The sequence below is a fragment of the Pseudomonas sp. BAV 4579 genome (assembly GCF_009765395.1).
Lineage (GTDB): Bacteria > Pseudomonadota > Gammaproteobacteria > Pseudomonadales > Pseudomonadaceae > Chryseomonas > Chryseomonas aestiva.
The window spans coordinates 1-15,684 of sequence record NZ_WHOV01000068.1 but is presented as its reverse complement, the minus strand read 5'-3'; the positions used below and the strand labels follow the sequence as shown (position 1 = coordinate 15,684).

General features: G+C 67.4%; 16 protein-coding genes. 13 read left to right on the top strand and 3 right to left on the bottom strand.

The annotated features are described in order from the left end of the window. Positions 1 to 81 precede the first annotated feature (81 nt). From GSQ95_RS14685 to GSQ95_RS14675, 3 genes are all read left to right on the top strand, one after another. A complete protein-coding gene (locus tag GSQ95_RS14685; RefSeq protein WP_158890497.1) occupies positions 82 to 654 on the top strand; it encodes a TetR/AcrR family transcriptional regulator in 573 nt (190 codons plus the stop codon). A gap of 163 nt (positions 655 to 817) precedes the next feature. After that, positions 818 to 1,732 carry an EthD domain-containing protein gene (locus GSQ95_RS14680; RefSeq protein ID WP_158890495.1) on the top strand — a complete coding sequence of 305 codons (915 nt, stop codon included), beginning with the start codon at positions 818 to 820 and terminating at the stop codon, positions 1,730 to 1,732. A gap of 387 nt (positions 1,733 to 2,119) precedes the next feature. Further along, positions 2,120 to 3,343, top strand: coding sequence for an MFS transporter (locus GSQ95_RS14675; protein WP_158890494.1), 1,224 nt, complete (start codon positions 2,120 to 2,122; stop codon positions 3,341 to 3,343). A gap of 239 nt (positions 3,344 to 3,582) precedes the next feature. Here GSQ95_RS14675 and GSQ95_RS14670 read toward each other — a convergent pair whose 3' ends face one another. From GSQ95_RS14670 to GSQ95_RS14660, 3 genes are read right to left on the bottom strand one after another with little or no spacing between them, the layout of a single operon-like run. Beyond that, entirely contained in the window at positions 3,583 to 3,732 is a 150-nt protein-coding gene (locus tag GSQ95_RS14670; protein ID WP_158890491.1) for a helix-turn-helix domain-containing protein, read from the bottom strand. Positions 3,733 to 3,767: 35 nt separating this feature from the next. Further along, on the bottom strand, positions 3,768 to 4,898 hold the full coding sequence (locus GSQ95_RS14665) for a sigma-54-dependent Fis family transcriptional regulator (protein ID WP_158890489.1): 1,131 nt from the start codon (positions 4,896 to 4,898) through the stop codon (positions 3,768 to 3,770). After that, positions 4,895 to 5,473 (bottom strand): PrpR N-terminal domain-containing protein, encoded by a 579-nt coding sequence (locus tag GSQ95_RS14660; RefSeq protein ID WP_158890487.1) that lies wholly within the window; start codon positions 5,471 to 5,473, stop codon positions 4,895 to 4,897. The genes GSQ95_RS14665 and GSQ95_RS14660 overlap by 4 nt, the downstream gene beginning before the upstream one ends. Positions 5,474 to 5,687: 214 nt before the next feature. Between GSQ95_RS14660 and GSQ95_RS14655 the strand changes: the two genes are divergently transcribed. The 10 genes from GSQ95_RS14655 to GSQ95_RS14610 form a co-directional block, all read left to right on the top strand. Next, entirely contained in the window at positions 5,688 to 6,584 is an 897-nt protein-coding gene (locus tag GSQ95_RS14655) for a DUF1932 domain-containing protein (RefSeq protein WP_158890485.1), read from the top strand. After that, on the top strand, positions 6,581 to 7,285 hold the full coding sequence (locus GSQ95_RS14650) for an RraA family protein (RefSeq protein WP_158890483.1): 705 nt from the start codon (positions 6,581 to 6,583) through the stop codon (positions 7,283 to 7,285). Before GSQ95_RS14655 ends, GSQ95_RS14650 begins: the two co-directional genes overlap by 4 nt. A gap of 86 nt (positions 7,286 to 7,371) precedes the next feature. Further along, positions 7,372 to 8,733, top strand: a complete 1,362-nt coding sequence (locus tag GSQ95_RS14645) for a CitMHS family transporter (RefSeq protein WP_158890481.1) — start codon at positions 7,372 to 7,374, stop codon at positions 8,731 to 8,733. Positions 8,734 to 9,287: 554 nt separating this feature from the next. After that, positions 9,288 to 10,010: a FadR/GntR family transcriptional regulator gene (locus tag GSQ95_RS14640; RefSeq protein ID WP_158890479.1), complete on the top strand. Its 723-nt coding sequence runs from the start codon at positions 9,288 to 9,290 to the stop codon at positions 10,008 to 10,010. Further along, positions 10,007 to 10,993 (top strand): ABC transporter ATP-binding protein, encoded by a 987-nt coding sequence (locus GSQ95_RS14635; protein ID WP_158890477.1) that lies wholly within the window; start codon positions 10,007 to 10,009, stop codon positions 10,991 to 10,993. The genes GSQ95_RS14640 and GSQ95_RS14635 overlap by 4 nt, the downstream gene beginning before the upstream one ends. Next, positions 10,990 to 12,078, top strand: coding sequence for an ABC transporter ATP-binding protein (locus tag GSQ95_RS14630; protein WP_158890475.1), 1,089 nt, complete (start codon positions 10,990 to 10,992; stop codon positions 12,076 to 12,078). Before GSQ95_RS14635 ends, GSQ95_RS14630 begins: the two co-directional genes overlap by 4 nt. Beyond that, positions 12,075 to 13,577, top strand: coding sequence for an ABC transporter substrate-binding protein (locus GSQ95_RS14625; RefSeq protein ID WP_158890473.1), 1,503 nt, complete (start codon positions 12,075 to 12,077; stop codon positions 13,575 to 13,577). The genes GSQ95_RS14630 and GSQ95_RS14625 overlap by 4 nt, the downstream gene beginning before the upstream one ends. 2 nt (positions 13,578 to 13,579) lie before the next feature. Then, entirely contained in the window at positions 13,580 to 14,527 is a 948-nt protein-coding gene (locus tag GSQ95_RS14620) for an ABC transporter permease (RefSeq protein ID WP_158890471.1), read from the top strand. Then, a complete protein-coding gene (locus tag GSQ95_RS14615; protein WP_158890469.1) occupies positions 14,524 to 15,396 on the top strand; it encodes an ABC transporter permease in 873 nt (290 codons plus the stop codon). The genes GSQ95_RS14620 and GSQ95_RS14615 overlap by 4 nt, the downstream gene beginning before the upstream one ends. Before the next feature lie 11 nt (positions 15,397 to 15,407). Then, a partial coding sequence (locus GSQ95_RS14610) for a gamma-glutamyltransferase (protein WP_178123840.1) occupies positions 15,408 to 15,684 on the top strand: 277 nt, incomplete at its 3' end.

Below are 15,684 nucleotides of genomic sequence, written 5' to 3'. Positions count from 1 at the left end.
TGATTTGCCTAACTAACGTTAGGTAGTCATTAAGCTAGGTGGTATAGTTCCTCCTGTCAACACGGTTTTCTGGAGATATCGATGAGGGCTCAGGCGGGTAGTAACTCGAGCGAAAGGATCCTGGAGATCGCGACCAAGATCGCCCAGGCCCATGGCTACAGCGGCCTGAACATGCGCACGCTGGCGGAGCAGGTCGGGGTGAAGGCGGCCAGTCTCTATCACCATTTCGCCGGCAAGACCGAACTCGCCGCGGCGGTAGCCAGGCGCTATTGGGAGAATTCGGAAGCCTGCCTCGAAGAATTGACAGTGACCTTTGCAGACCCGCAGGAGCGCCTTCGCCAGTACCCTCTGACCTTTCGCAGCTCCCTGGAAAGCGACAACCGCATCTGCCTGAGCAGCTTCATGGGCGCTGAGTACGACGACCTGCCCGCCCCGGTGATGCAGGAGGTACAGCAATTCGCTGAGATCAATATCGACTGGCTGGCGCGGACCGTAGCCGAGGCCGGGATCTGTCCCGCCGCAGACGCCCGGGTTCGCGCCCAGGCTATCTATGCCGCCATCGCCGGCGCCCAGCTGCTGGCGCGAAGCCGCGCGGATCTGGCCCTGTTCGACCAGGCGATCAGCAGCTACCAGGCCGCAGGACTGCTGCCATGAAGAATGGGCAGCCCCTGCCGAGCAGACCGCCCCGGACCTTGGCGACCTGCCTGTGCAAGGGCGGCCACGCACCATGACCAGGGATCTCGCTCGCGAAGGTCCGGAGCTTATCGCCAACATCAGGGGTCCACTTTCCTAGCCTCGCCTCCAGGAATGCGCCCCCATGATCACCCTCAACAGCTACACCACGGTCAAGCGCCGCGAACGCGTGCCCCAGGACCTGTTCGCCCATTATTGGCGTGACGTACACGGTCCCTTGTGTGCCCGCCTGCCGGGCGTCGACCACTATGTGCAGTACCATTTCGACCGAGAGCAGGACGCCCATCTGTGGCCGCTGGCCGAGGGCATCCGGGAGATTCCCTACTACGAACTGGATGGGATGGTCGAGATCGGCTTCGCTGACGAAGAGCGGCAACGTACCTTCCAGGCAGCCAGCCCCGTGCTGTTCAGTGACGAACAGAACATGTTCGCCGAGACGCTTGCCTATGACCTGCCCAACGGCTCGCACGCGCTCAAGAACACCCTGGCGGACGAGCTCCATAACGGCCCCGACTCGCTGGATCGCCTCCAGCTGCACCTGCATCCCCGCGACAGCCTCGCGGACCTGAACACTTATCTGCTGCGCCAGCTAGGCCCGTGGCTGGGCGCACAAGCGGCCGTCCTGAAGGTGCGCGTGCACCCTTGCGTGCCCTTCGTCAACGACGGTCAACATCCGCCATCGCCAGAGGTGGCGCACCGGGCCGATGCCATCCGCGCAGCGCTGTCGATGGTGGAGATCGTCTTCGCCTCGCCACTGGAACGCCGGCGCTTCTTCGCCAGCGAGGCCTTCCGCAGCAGCCTGCCAGAACAGGCGCGGCACATCGCCTGTATCAGGGCCTTCGCCGTGTCCGGGGTATACACCTACGTCCATGCCGGCCAGCTCACCACCGCCGGCCTGCGCGGCAGTCGCGCGGCCGAACTGATCGAACGCCTCGGGGCGGTCAACCAGACGCAAGACGAGGTCGTGCATCTGCTGCGCCACGGCGCGTTACCGGAAAAGGATGCGCCCTCCCCGGCATCGACGCCACGCCAGGACTGAAGGCCCTCGGTCTCACTTCCGGCCGGCTCGGCTTGCCACCTCATGCTCGACAGCGGCGCCGTGCCGGCCGCCAGGGCCGGACGAGGAGACCTTCGTCTCGCCAACGTCAGGCCAACATCTGCCAGCCTTCTGCTCGGACTGCCAGGCTAGCCATTGCAAACCACAAAACGAAATGACATTCTAAAAACCCAGCGCATAGCTGGTTGTTACCCCGCACACTAAAACGGCCGGCCTGCTGACGGGTTCTGCGCGCTGCCAGCCGTGGATGGGATGAGCGCCAGGGGGTAGCCGCTCCTGTCCTAAGCATCGCCGTGCTGGTTATCGCGGTGCCGCACTTGACCTGCCGGACCGGCCGCTGCCTGCCGAGTCAATCTGGAGACAGCCTTCTTGGCGAAACCTGCACAGCCCTCCCGTTGGCCCACCGCGGTACGGGCGCTCGCCCATCGTGACTTCCAGATCTACTTTGCCTGCCAGGGCGTATCGACCCTGGGCAAATGGGTGCAACAGGTCGCGCTGTCGTGGATGGCCTATCACGTCACCGCATCCGCCACCCTGCTGGGCGTGATCACCTTTCTCACGCTCGCCCCGCAATTGCTGGTAGGTCCGATCGCCGGCGCCTGGATCGACCGCCACGACAAACGCCGTCTCCTGATCGCTGCGCAGTCGCTGCTGGCCAGCCAATCGCTGTTGCTCGCGCTCTTGAGCTGGCAGGGCTGGATCGACGCGCCGATTCTGATTGCCATGGCGCTGCTCCTCGGCTTGCTGAATGCCCTGGAAACGCCGCTCCGACAGGCACTCATCGGTAGCTTCGTGGCCGATCCCGGCGATTTGCCCAACGCCCTCGCGCTCAATGCCATGCTGATCAACGCGGCGCGTTTCATCGGCCCTCCGTTGGCCGGCGCCCTGATCGCCGCCAGTAGCGAAGCACTCTGCTTCCTGATCACGGCGATTGCCTTCGCCACCTTGCTGCTGGGCCTGACCAAGGTTCAGGGCAGCGCGACCACCAGAGCCAGCGGTTCGACCAGTCAGATGTTTCGTGAAGGCTTGGGCTACGTCTGGAGTACCTTCTCGGTCCGGCGCCTGATGCTGGGGGTGATCGCCGTCAACCTGCTCGCCTCCAACTACAGCGTCTTGCTGCCAGTGCTGGCCAAGACGCTCTACCTCGGCGATGCCCGGATGCTGGGTTGGCTATGGGGGGCCGCCGGCGCCGGCGCCTTCGTGGCCACGATCATGCTCGCTCTCGTCGGCGCCTTGCACCGCCTGCGGCGCGTGATCTTCATCGCCGAGTTGTGCTGCGCTCTGGCGCTTTGCCTGCTGGCGTTCAAGCTGCCGCTTCCCTTCGCGCTGTTGTTGCTGGCCCTGCTGGGCTTTGGCATCACCGCCAACAACGTCAGCACCAACATGCTGTTGCAGGGCGATGCCCCGGTCGCGCTGCGCGGCCGCGTGATCGCCCTGTACATCGCCATGCGCTTCGGCTTCGAGGCAGTGGGTGGCCTGCTCGCGGGCTTGCTGGCCAGCGCCATAGGCGCAACCCTCACGCTCGGCATAGCCGGTCTGCTGTTGCTGACGTTCCGCGCGGTGGAAAGCCATCTCAATGCCCAAAAGGAATGACTGCCCAGTCGAAGGTATGGCGTGACCTGATCACTGCCCCTCTGAACGTTGAAGCGCAGCTGCATGAAAACAGTCGCGTGCCAGCAGGACATCAGGATCCGCAGTACCCGCATCCTTTGCTCGCGGCAGCCATGACCATCCCTGCTCGCTACCTGAACACTGCTCGCCGCCGAGAATGGTAATGCGACCCCCAACCTCAGCGGGCTCGGATACATCGCCGGCACAGCGTCCTAGTCCCCTCAGCGTTCGCCATAGCGACTGCCATCGAAGCAGGCGGGATCCTCATCCAGATAGCGGCGCATCCGCCGCCAGAGGGTCGCCGTGCTGATGCCAAGCCGGGCCGCGGCCTGCTTGCGATTGCCGCCCACGGCGCTGAGGGCCGCATGCAAGATCGCGCGTTCATCGGGTAGCGCCGTTGCGCGCGCTACCGGCGGTGACGTCTCGGGCTGGGGCAGGTCACCGAGCGTTCGTCGAGTAACTCGTCGGCGGGTAGGTCGCAGCCCAGCAAGACGCCCAGGCGCTCGACCAGATTGGCAAGCTGGCGCACGTTGCCTGGCCACGCATAGTCGGCGAGTCGAGTCAGCAGGGTCCGGGTGAGCGCCCGGGTCGCGGCGGAGGGATCGGCCAGGAGCCGCTCCAGCAATTCGGGCAGATCGCCACGGCGCTCGCGCAGCGGGGGCAGCGTCAGGCGCAGGACGCAGAGCCGGTAGTAGCAATCTTCGCGGAACAGCCCCTTGGCGACCTGCTTCAGCAAGGGCTTGTTGCTGGCCGTGATGATGCGGATGTCCACCGGCGTGACCTTGTCGTCACCGATGCGAACGACCTGGCGCTCCTGCAGGGTACGCAGCAGTTTGAGCTGGATATCCGCGGAGGTTTCGCTGATCTCGTCGAGGAACAGCGTACCGGTATGGGCCAGCTCGAAGACGCCGATGCGGCCCTCGCTGGACGCCCCGGTGAAGGCGCCACGGACGTAGCCGAACAGCTCGCTTTCCAGCACCCCGGGGGCGAAGGCAGCGCAATTAATGGCCACGAAGGGGCCCTGACGGCGCGCCGAGGCATTGTGGATGCTCTGGGCGAAGAGTTCCTTGCCGGTACCGGTCTCGCCTTCGATGATCAGGGTGCTGTCGGCGCCGGCGTAGGCCTGGGCCAGCCGCTTCGCCCGCTGCGGGGCGGGACTGCTGCCGACGATGTCGGCGAAGGTGCGCCGCGCCAGGTGCTGGCCGGCGAGCGCTCGCCGCATCTTGCGCTCGAGAGTCCTGATGTCCGTCTGCTTCTGCAGGGTGGCGACCGCGCCGATCACCTCGCCATCCAGCTCGATGGGGGCGATGCTCAGCGTCAGGGAATGGCGGCCGACGTCCAGCAAGGCGCCGCGAACCGCCTTGCCCTGCTGCAGGGCCGGCTCGAAGTAGCGCCCGATGGGCAGGTCGAGGATGGGATCGCCACAGGCGAGATCGCCCATGTAGGACTGCGCGACCTGGTTCAGGCGGGTCACCCGGCCCGCGCCGTCGACGCTGAAGATGCCTTCGGACACGCAATCGAGGATCGCCTGGATCATCTCGTAGCGACGCTGCAGTTCCTGGCGCTGCCCGCGGCGTTCGTCCTCGATCCGAAGCGGGTGGTGACGGCATCGGCGAAGGACAGCCCGCCGATGGTCACCTCGATGCCCTGGGCCTGCAGTTCGTCCAGCCGGGCGTCGATCTCGCGGCTGCTGGCGAGCGGGTCTATCACGCAGATGTGGGCATCGGGCATGAAGGCGTGGGATTTGGCGAGAATCCGCGCGTAGCCGTCCGAGGTGGCGAGAAAGGCGATGCGGGGCGAGATGCGCAACGCCTGGCGATAGGCATTGATGCAATCGAAGAAGGTGTGCCTGAGCTCTACCACCGGCACCCGGAAGTGCTCCCGCAGGCGGTGGGCCGTTTTGCCACGGCTGATCAGGACCACCGCGCCCTGGTCCAGCAGGTGCTGGGCGATACGCAGGGCGTCGCCCTGTACGGCTTCCACCACGGGCAGCACCAAACCGCGCCGGGCGAGCAGCGCTTCCATGGCGCGGGTAAGGGTGCGCGAGGGTGCGATGACGGCGATCCGGCCGGACAGACCGGCGGATACGGACGGGTTTGGCTCGGCATTCATTGACGTTCTTCTTGTTTCAGGCCTTTCACCAGCTTGAAAGCTTTTGCATGCTTGCGCCATGACTTTCGCTTCGCGGCAGCCAGCGGCGGAAGCCTCCTGACCAACCTATCCAATTGATCAGAATGAATTTTTTCAGTTCGACCCGACACCTCTGAGCGATCTGGCACAGGCCTTGCGCCGCTACCGGCAAACAACATCAAGAAGGTAGCTGGCAATGAAAATGGTCTTCATAGGCTTCGGCGAGGCCGCCTATCACCTGGCCCTCGGCCTGGGCTCCACGGACGGATTGCAACTGGGCGCCTATGACGCCTTTCGCGACGATGCCAAGGCAGGTCCGCTGATCCGGCAGCGCGCTGCCCAGGCCGGGGTGGAACTGTTCGACAGCCCCGAGCAGGCCTGCCAGGCAGCACGCTTCGTACTCTGCCTCACCAGCGCGAGCAGCGCCCTGGCCCTGGCTGAGCGTATCCTGCCGCTGCTGACCGCCGGCCAGGACTACCTGGACCTGAATTCCGCGGCGCCGGCGGTCAAGCAGCGCATCGAGCGCCTGCCACGGGCCGCCGGTGTGGGCTTTTGCGATTGCGCGGTAATGGGCACCGTGCCGGGCAACCATCACCGCGTCCCGATACTGCTGGCCGGCAGCGCGGCGCCGGCCTTCGCCGCCGCCCTCACCCCTTACGGCATGCGCCTCACCGTACTGGACGCCGAGCCCGGTGCCGCCTCGGCCATCAAGATGCTCAAGAGCGTGGTGATGAAGGGGCTGCCGCAGCTATTCCTCGAATCCTTTCAGGCGGCCGAGCGCTTCGGGGTGCTGGACACCCTGGTCGCCTCCCTCGGCGAGTCCCTTGATGGCAAGACGGTGACGCAACTGGCCGACACCTTCACCGCCCGCACCCTCATCCACGCCAAGCGCCGCGCCGCCGAACTGGACGACGTCGTGGCGACCCTGCAGGCGGTGGGCGTTGAGGCCAGCATGTCCATCGCGACCCGCGATCAACTGCTGAAGCTGGCGCAGCAGGACTGGAACGCCGAACTCGGCCCCGGTGGCAGCGAGCTGGACTACCGCACCGCCATCGCCCATTTCACCCGCGCCCAACAGGAGTCGTCGCGATGAACACCGATCAGTACCTGCCGCTACCCGAACTCATTCCCGCCGCGCTGCTCGAGCGCTTCTGCGCCCTCAGCCCGGCGCAGCTGTGCGATGGCATGCAGAGCCTGGGCATTCCCCGCAGCGGCTGCATGGACGCCGAGTTGCTGCCACTGGACCCGGACAAGCTCCTGCTGGGCACTGCCTGCACCGTGGATACCGAGGATGGCGACAACTTTCCCATACATGTGGCCATCTACCAGGGGCAACCGGGCTACGTGCTGGTGGTGGCCGGCAAGGCAAACCGGGAGCGTGCCTACCTCGGTGACCTGATGGCGGGGGCCGCCCAGGCCGTCGGCCTCGCCGGTCTGGTGGTCGACGGCTGCGTGCGCGACCGGCGTCCGCTGGCGGAGCTGGATATCCCGATCTACGCCAAGGGTTTCATGCAGCGCAGCCCGGCCAAGCACGGCCCTGGTCGGATCAATGTGCCGGTCCAGTGCGCGGGCGTCGAGGTCGCGCCGGGTGATCTGGTCTTCGGCGACTACGACGGCATCACGGTGGTGCCCCGCGCCCGCCTGCTGGAGGTGCTCGAGGCCGCGGAGCGGAAGGACGCCTACGAGGCGCAGCGCCGCACGGTCATCGCCGACTATGCCCGCTGTCGTGCCCAGGGTGAGCCCCTGCCGCCGCTGGCGCCAGACTGGGTGACCGAGCTCCTGGAAAAGCGCTGACCGTCGCCGTGGGAGCCCATCACCAGGGCTCCTCCCGTTCCCCTCCTTTCGCGTCCCGATAACAATAAGACTGGGAGTTGCTCCGAATGCTGACCTTTCTCGGCTATGCGCTGATCATCGCCTTTCTGTTCCTGGTCATCCGGCAGAAGCTGTCACCCTTCACCGGCCTGATTGTGGTCTCCCTGGCCGCCGGTGCCCTGGCCTGCATCGCCAACGGCGTCCCCTTCGAATCCCTGGTCACCTGGATTCGCGAAGGCCTGTTCTATTCCACCAGCCAGAGCGGCAAGGTGGCGCTGGGCACGGTCAACCCCACCGTGATGATCCTCTTCGCCATCCTCTACTTCAGCCTGATGATGAACGTGGGGCTGTTCGATCCGCTGTGCACCTATCTCATCCGCAAGGCCAATGGCGATCCGCTCAAGATCATCCTGGTGACGGCCTTCACCTCTTCGGTGGTGACCCTGGACGGCGATGGCACCACCACCATCCTGATCATCACCAGCGCCTTCCTGCCGCTCTACAAGCAGATGGGGCTGAAGCTGTCGAACTTGGCCATGCTCATCATCCTGCCCTGCGGCCTGGGCAACTGCCTGCCCTGGGGCGGCCCGCTGGCACGCGCCGCCGCGGTGCTGAACGTGGAGGTGAACACCCTCTTCGTGGCGATCCTGCCGATCCTGGGCGTGTCCTTCGTCTATGTGTTCTGCATGTCCTATCTAATGGGGCGCAATGAACGCGCGCGGCTCGGCTACATCCCCGGCGAACGCGCCATCGTCACGCCGCAGCAGATCGAGGAGATGGTCACCGTCATCCAGGAGAACGACCGGGAATTCAAGCGCCCCCGCCTCTTCCTGTTCAACCTGGCGCTGACCGTGAGCATGCTGGTCACGCTGCTGGCCGGCTGGGCCAGCGGCGCCATCGTCTTCATGCTGGGGACCGCCATCGCCCTGGCGGTGAACTACAGTGCCACCGAACAGCGCGAGCGCATCACGGCCAATGGCGGTGACGCCATCGCCGTCGCGTCCATCATCCTGGCGGCGGGCTGTTTCCTCGGCATCTTCAACGGCAGCGGCATGGCCGCTGCCGTTGCCACCAGCATCGCCGGGCTGATTCCCGAATCCATGGGCAGCCACACGGCGCTGGCCTTCGCCTTCCTCGGTGCCATCGCCTGCTATGCGCTGCCGGTTGACGCCTACTACTTCGGCATCCTGCCGGTGGTGGCGCCCATCGCCTATCAGTTCGGCATCACCCCCACCGAGATCGGCGTAGCCTCCTTCATGGGGCAGGCCCTGCGTTATGCGAGTCCGACGGTCGCCTGGCTGTTCCTGCTGATGAATCGTACGGAAATGACCTTTGGCGAGTACCAGAAGGAATTCTTCAAGTGGTCGCTACCGATGTTCGGCCTGTTCATCGTCACCGCCATCGTGACCGGTGAGCTGCCCATCGGCTGACGCCCTGGGCCCCGGGGCTTCAGCAGTCGGCCGCCATCCGGGAAGGCGAGCTGCAAGGTCCCAGCGGGTGGTGTCGGGCCAGGCGTGGAAGCGCACCCCGTCGAATGCCGAGTCAATCACCTCGGCATTCGGCCAGCCAAGCGCAGTGGCGAGACACTCAGTCCCTCCGTATTGCCTGGCGACCGCCCCTGGGCCAGCTTTGGGCGCTGACGTCCACGCTCTTCCCGCCCACTTTTCCCTGTAGCCGGCGGTGTATCGGCGGCAGGCGCTGAGTGAGGCCCAACGCGCCGCCGCGGTGCAACCCGGCTCCATCCTGGCGCAACGCCTTTTGACCAGGCGGGCAAAGGTTCGCCCAAGCGTGAACCAATGCCACGGGTCCGGTCCGCGAGCGGAATCGAGGCATTGCCCCAGAGCCTCGCGCCGAAAGAACCCCCGAACCAATTTCAAATGGCATCGGCCTTGCACCCGCCTCGGGTATCCGGAACTCCCCGGCGATGGCACTGGTAGCACGCTTCGCCTCGGGAGACAGCCCAGACCTAAGAGGCAAAGGTTCGATGCAGATCCATACCGATGACAGCGCCCGCCTGGCCCTGGATGCCTTGCGCAACCTGGTCGCCCAGCAGAGCAGCGTACCCGACAAGCCATTGCCACCGGAGCGCGAGCTGGCCGGCGAATTCGGGGTCAGCCGCCGCTCCATCCGCCGCGCCCTGGCGGTGCTCGAAGCCGAGGGCCAGGTCTGGCGCCGCCAGGGCAAGGGCACCTACGTGGGCCCCACGCCGCCGAGCGCGGCCCTCACCCTCACCCAGCTCTCCGCGCGCACCAACTTCAGCGAGGTGATGGAGGCGCGCCTGCACCTGGAGCCGAATCTCGCCGCCCTGGCCGCCCAGCGTGCCAGTGGCGAACAGCGCGCCCTGATCCGGCGCATGGCCGAGCGCACCGCCTTCGAGCGGCTGGGCAGCAGCGAGGACGCCGACGCCATCGAGTTGTGGGACAGCGCCTTCCACCGCAGCATCGCCGAGGCCGCCGGCAATCGCCTGTTGCTGGACCTGTTCGAGATGCTCGATGCCATCCGCCTCGACCCGATCTGGCGCGACCTGCGCCACCGCGCCCGCAACGCCCAGCGCCTGCTGGCCTATCACGATGACCACCAGGCCCTGGTGGAGGCCCTCGATGCGCGCGATCCGGTCCGCGCCGCGGCGGTGATGCGCGCCCATCTGCGCGCCCTGCAAACGGCTCTGGACAGCGTGCTGCAGCAGACCCTGGAGCAGGCCCTATGAGCGCCCCGGTACTGGTGGTGGATGACCTCAGCGTACGCTTCGCCGGCGCCCCGGCGGCGGTGGTGGAAGGCCTGAGCTTTACCGTGCAGCCGGGCCGTACCCTGGCCCTGGTGGGCGAATCCGGTTGTGGCAAGAGCGTGACCTCCATGGCCCTGATGGGGCTGCTGCCGCCCAGCGCCCAGGTCCAGGCCCGCCAGGCCAGCTTCATGGGCGAGGACCTGCTGGGCATGCCCGAGGCGCGCCGCCGCGATCTGCGTGGCGATCGCCTGGCCATGGTGTTCCAGGAGCCGATGACCTCGCTGAATCCGGCCTTCACCGTCGGTGAGCAGTTGATGGAGACGGTGCTGCGCCATCGCGGCGGCGGCGCCCAGGCCGCCCGCCAGCGCGCCCTGGAGATGCTGGAGAAGGTGCGGGTGCCGGCGGCGACCCAGCGGCTGGCGGCCTACCCCCACGAACTCTCCGGCGGCATGCGCCAGCGGGTGATGATCGCCATGGCGCTGGCCAATGACCCGGCGCTGATCATCGCCGACGAACCCACCACGGCGCTGGACGTGACCATCCAGGCACAGATCCTCGAACTCATCGCCAGTCTGCAGGCCGAGACCGGCAGCGCCATGGTCCTCATCACCCATGACCTCGGCGTGGTGGCCGAGGTCGCCGACGAGATGGCGGTGATGTACGCCGGCCGGGTGGTGGAGTCGGGCCCGGTCGCCCAGCTGTTCGACGATCCGCAGCACCCCTACACCCTCGGCCTGATGGGCTCCATGCCCTCGCTGGGGCCGCGCACGGGTCGGCTGGCGACCATCGCCGGCCGGGTGCCGACGCCCGCCGAGATGCCGGTCGGCTGCCGCTTCGCCAGCCGCTGCCCCTTCGTCCTCGACGCCTGTCGCCTGGCCCCGCCGCCACTGGTTGAGTTCGCTCCGGGCCAGCAGGTGGCCTGCCTCCGCGCGCCCCTGGAACAGCACCTGGAGACCAGTGCATGAAAGCGGTCGAACGCCCCATTCTTGAAGCCATCGGCCTGACCAAGCACTTCGGCGGCCAGGCCGGTTTCCTGCAACGCCCGCGCCCCCCGGTACAGGCGGTCAGCGACGTCTCCTTCGCCGTGCGCCGCGGCGAGACCCTGGCCCTGGTGGGCGAATCCGGTTCGGGCAAGTCGACCCTCGGCCGCCTGCTGCTCAACCTGCTCGCCCCCACCGCCGGCGACGTCATCTACGAAGGTCGCAACCTTGGCAACCTCGGCCCGGCGGCGCTGCGCCAGGTTCGCCAGGAATTGCAGATCATCTTCCAGGACCCCTTCGCCTCGCTGAATCCGCGCATGAGCGTGGCCGACATCGTCGGCGAGCCCGTGTGGCTGCACAAGCCGCTGGATCGCGGTCAGCGCGCCGAGCGCGTGGCCGAGCTGCTGCGCACCGTGGGCCTGGCGCCGGAACTGGCCGGGCGCTATCCCCATGAATTCTCCGGCGGCCAGCGCCAGCGCATCGGCATCGCCCGTGCCCTGGCCGCCGAACCCCGCCTGCTGCTCGGCGACGAACCGGTCTCGGCACTGGACGTCTCGGTACAGGCGCAGGTGGTGAACCTCCTGGAAGACCTCAAGGCGCGCTTCGGCCTGACCCTGATCATCGTCGCCCATGGCCTGGGAGTGATCCGCCACATGAGCGACCGGGTGGCGGTGATGTACCTGGGCGAGATCGTCGAGCTGGCGCCGGTGGAGACGCTGTTCGAGACGTCCCTGCATCCCTATACCCAGGCGTTGCTGGCCGCGGTGCCGGTCAGCCATCCACGCGCGCGGCGACCACGCACCCTGCTCGGCGGCGACCTGCCCAGTCCCACGGCGCCGCCCAGCGGCTGCCGCTTCCACACCCGCTGTCCCCACGCCCGGCCACTGTGCCGCGAGGCCAAGCCCGTGCTGCAGCCCGCCGCCGGGGAAGGCCAGGTGGCCTGTCATTTCTGGCGCGAGATCGCCGGGGCCGGCGCCTCACCGCCGCCGCTGATCGCCACCAGCGCGGCCTTCACGCGCCGCCTGGCCCTGTTCAACCGTCATCAGTCCCTTCTGGAGTCCACCCCATGAAAGCCTCTGCCTGGCTCACCGCCACCCTTCTGCTCCTGGCCGGCGGCTCCGCCCTGGCCGAGACCACCCTGCGCATCGGCATCCAGGACGATCCCGACGTGCTCGATCCGCATCGCTCGCGGACCTATTCCGGGCGACTGGTCTACACCGCCCTGTGCGACAAGCTGGTGGATGTCTCGCCACAGCTGGAGCTGGTGCCCCAGTTGGCGACCGCCTGGCAATGGGGTGACGACAACCGCAGCCTGACGCTGCAATTGCGCCCGGGCGTGACCTTCCATGACGGCGAGGCCTTCGATGCCGCCGCGGTGAAATTCAACCTGGACCGCGCCCGCACCCTGCCCGACTCGCTGCGCAAGAGCGAACTGGCCTCGGTGGATACCGTGGAGGTGGTCGATCCCCAGACCGTGCGCATCCACCTCAAGCAACCCGACGCCACCCTGCTCGCCCAGCTCTCCGACCGCGCCGGCATGATGCTCGCGCCCAAGGCGTCCGCGGGCGACGTGGGCAGCAAGCCGGTCTGCTCCGGCCCCTATCGTTTCGTGCAGCGGGTGCAGCAGGACCGCATCGTGCTGGAGCGCTTCCCGCAGTACTGGAACGCCAGCGCCTATCACTTCGACCGCCTGATCTTCCTGCCCATCCCGGACACCTCGGTACGCCTGGCCAACCTGCGCTCGGGCGACCTGGACATCGTCGAGCGGGTCGCGCCCACCGACGTCAAGGGACTGCAGGGCCAGGCCGGCTTCACCCTCTACAACACCCCGGGCCTGGGCTACATGCAGCTCATGGTGAACATGGCTAACGGCGACCGGGCGAAGAATCCCTTCGCCGGGGACAAGCGCGTGCGTCAGGCCTTCGACCTGGCGCTGGATCGCGAGGCGCTCAACCAGGTGGTGTTCGAGGGGCTCTATGCGCCCAGTGTGCAGCCCTTCCCGCAGAGCAGCCCCTACTACGACAAGGCCTTCGCCGTGCCGGCCCGCGACGTGGCGCGCAGCCAGGCGCTGCTCAAGGCGGCCGGAGTCGCCCTGCCGGTCAAGGTCGAACTCAAGATCGCCAACAACCCCATCGCCCAGCAGGTGGGCCAGCTGATCCAGGCCATGGCCGCCGAGGCCGGCTTCGAGGTCAACCTGGTCGCCACCGAATACGCCACCCTGCTGGCGGAACAGCATGCCGGCAACTTCCAGCTCGGCCTGAGCGCCTGGTCCGGCCGCCCCGATCCGGATGGCAACGTGCATCAATTCGTCACCTGCAAGGGCAATCAGAACGACGGCCACTACTGCAACGCGGCGCTGGATCAGCTGCTCGACCAGGCCCGCACCACCAATGACCAGACGCAGCGCCAGGCGCTCTATGCCCAGGCCCTGACCCTGCTGCGCGAGGAGCTGCCGGTGTTCTATCTCTATTTCGATCCGCGCATCATCGCCACCCGCGCCGACCTCAAGGGCTTCATCCCCAACCCCGACGGCCTGATTCGCCTGGCCGGCGTCACCCGCGGGCAATAGCCATGCTGCGCCTCTTCCTGCGTGGCCTGCTGAGTGCCCTGCCGACCCTGCTGCTGGTGTCGCTGTTCGTCTTCACCCTGCAGCAATTGCTGCCGGGCGATCCGGTGCTGGCCATGGCCGGCGAGGAGCGCGATCCCCAGGTGCTGGAATTCCTGCGCGAGAAATACCGGCTGAACGACCCCGTGCCGGTGCAGTACCTGCACTGGATGGGCGGGGTGCTGCAGGGTGACCTGGGCATCTCGCTGCGCACCGACCAGCCGGTGACGGCGCTGATCGCCGAAAAGCTGCCGGTGACCCTGGAGCTGTCGCTGCTGGCCATCGTCATCGCCCTGCTCATCGGTATCCCCACCGGCATCCTCGCCGCGGTGCGCCGTGGCACGGCGGTCGACTACGGCGCCAACCTGGTGGCCCTGTCCGGCATCTCCATCCCGCACTTCTGGCTCGGCATCCTGCTGATCCTGCTGTTCGCGGTGAAACTGCAGTGGCTGCCCGCCTCCGGCTTCGTGCCCTTCCACGAAGACCCGCTGCGCAACCTGCGCACCCTGGTCCTGCCGGCCTTCGTGCTGGGCGCCGGCCTCTCCGGCACCCTGATGCGCCATACCCGGGCAGCCATGCTGGAGGTGCTGCGCGCCGACTACGTGCGCACCGCCCGGGCCAAGGGCCTGCGCGAGCGGGTGGTGATCCTGCGCCATGCCCTGCGCAATGCGCTGATGCCCATCGTCACCCTCACCACCCTGCTGTTCGGCGAACTGCTCGGCGGCGCGGTGCTCACCGAGCAGGTCTTCAGCATCCCCGGCTTCGGCAAGATGATCGTCGACGCCGTGTTCAACCGCGACTACGCGGTGGTCCAGGGGGTGGTGCTCTGCGTGGCGGTGGGCTTCGTGCTGCTCAACCTGTTGGCCGACCTGCTCTACCGCCTGATCAATCCGCGCCTGAGGCAAGCCGCATGAATGCCCTGACCCTGCCCCGCCCGGCCACCCTGAGGCCCGCGCGCTCGCCCTTCTGGCGCAAGTTCAGCGCCAATCGCGGTGCGCTGCTCGGCGCCGTCCTGATCCTGACCTTCGCCCTGGCCGCCCTGCTGGCGCCCTGGCTGGCCCCCTTCGACCCGCTCAAGACCAGCTTCCTGGCGGTACGCAAGGCGCCCTCGGCGCTGAACTGGCTGGGCACCGACGAACTCGGGCGCGACCTGCTCTCGCGCCTGCTGTGGGGCGCGCGCAGCTCCCTGCTGGCCGGGGTGGTCTCGGTGGCCATCGCCCTGCTGGTGGGCGTCCCCCTGGGCCTGGTGGCCGGCTACTTCGGCGGCTGGCTGGACGCCCTGATCTCGCGCCTGGTGGAGGCGCTGCTGTCCTGTCCCTTCCTGGTCCTGGCCATCGCCCTGGGCGCCTTTCTCGGCCCGAGCCTGGGCAATGCCATGATCGCCATCGGGCTGTCCGCCATGCCGGTGTTCGCCCGGCTGACCCGTGGCCAGGTGCTCGCCATCCGCCACGAGGACTACCTCGAAGGGGCGCGCGCCATCGGCCTGCCGGATCGCTGGATTCTCTGGCGCTACGTCCTGCCCAACATCCTCTCGCCGCTGGTGGTCCAGGCCACCCTGACCATCGCCGCCGCCATCCTCGCCGAGGCCAGCCTGTCGTTTCTCGGCCTCGGCCAGCAACCGCCGATGCCCTCCTGGGGTTCCATGCTCAACACCGCCAAGAACTTCATGGAGCAGGCGCCCTGGATGTCCATTGCCCCGGGCGTCTGCATCTACCTCACCGTCCTCGGCTTCAACCTGCTGGGCGACGGCCTGCGCGACGCCCTTGATCCTCGTCACCAATGAGACCCTTCGCCATGCCCGATCTGGACTATCACAACCCCTATTCCTCGGCCCGCTCGCCGGTCATGGGCCGCAACCTGGTGGCCTGTTCGCAGCCGCTGGCCGCCCAGGCCGGGGTGGAAATGCTGCGCCGCGGCGGCAACGCGGTGGACGCCGCGGTGGCCGCCGCCATGGTGCTCACCGTGGTGGAACCCACAGGCTGCGGCATCGGCAGCGACGCCTTCGCCATCATCTGGGATGGCGAGAAGGTGCAGGGCCTCAACGCCTCCGGTCGCGCACCGCGCGGCTGGA

Bases quoted from the DNA above. Each gene is read 5' to 3' on its own strand.
- GSQ95_RS14685 (WP_158890497.1), top strand. From the start codon at position 82: ATGAGGGCTCAGGCGGGTAGTAACTCGAGCGAAAGGATCCTGGAGATC.
- GSQ95_RS14680 (WP_158890495.1), top strand. From the start codon at position 818: ATGATCACCCTCAACAGCTACACCACGGTCAAGCGCCGCGAACGCGTG.
- GSQ95_RS14665 (WP_158890489.1), bottom strand. From the start codon at position 4,898: ATGATCCAGGCGATCCTCGATTGCGTGTCCGAAGGCATCTTCAGCGTC.
- GSQ95_RS14660 (WP_158890487.1), bottom strand. From the start codon at position 5,473: ATGAATGCCGAGCCAAACCCGTCCGTATCCGCCGGTCTGTCCGGCCGG.
- GSQ95_RS14655 (WP_158890485.1), top strand. From the start codon at position 5,688: ATGAAAATGGTCTTCATAGGCTTCGGCGAGGCCGCCTATCACCTGGCC.
- GSQ95_RS14650 (WP_158890483.1), top strand. From the start codon at position 6,581: ATGAACACCGATCAGTACCTGCCGCTACCCGAACTCATTCCCGCCGCG.
- GSQ95_RS14645 (WP_158890481.1), top strand. From the start codon at position 7,372: ATGCTGACCTTTCTCGGCTATGCGCTGATCATCGCCTTTCTGTTCCTG.
- GSQ95_RS14640 (WP_158890479.1), top strand. From the start codon at position 9,288: ATGCAGATCCATACCGATGACAGCGCCCGCCTGGCCCTGGATGCCTTG.
- GSQ95_RS14635 (WP_158890477.1), top strand. From the start codon at position 10,007: ATGAGCGCCCCGGTACTGGTGGTGGATGACCTCAGCGTACGCTTCGCC.
- GSQ95_RS14630 (WP_158890475.1), top strand. From the start codon at position 10,990: ATGAAAGCGGTCGAACGCCCCATTCTTGAAGCCATCGGCCTGACCAAG.
- GSQ95_RS14625 (WP_158890473.1), top strand. From the start codon at position 12,075: ATGAAAGCCTCTGCCTGGCTCACCGCCACCCTTCTGCTCCTGGCCGGC.
- GSQ95_RS14620 (WP_158890471.1), top strand. From the start codon at position 13,580: ATGCTGCGCCTCTTCCTGCGTGGCCTGCTGAGTGCCCTGCCGACCCTG.
- GSQ95_RS14615 (WP_158890469.1), top strand. From the start codon at position 14,524: ATGAATGCCCTGACCCTGCCCCGCCCGGCCACCCTGAGGCCCGCGCGC.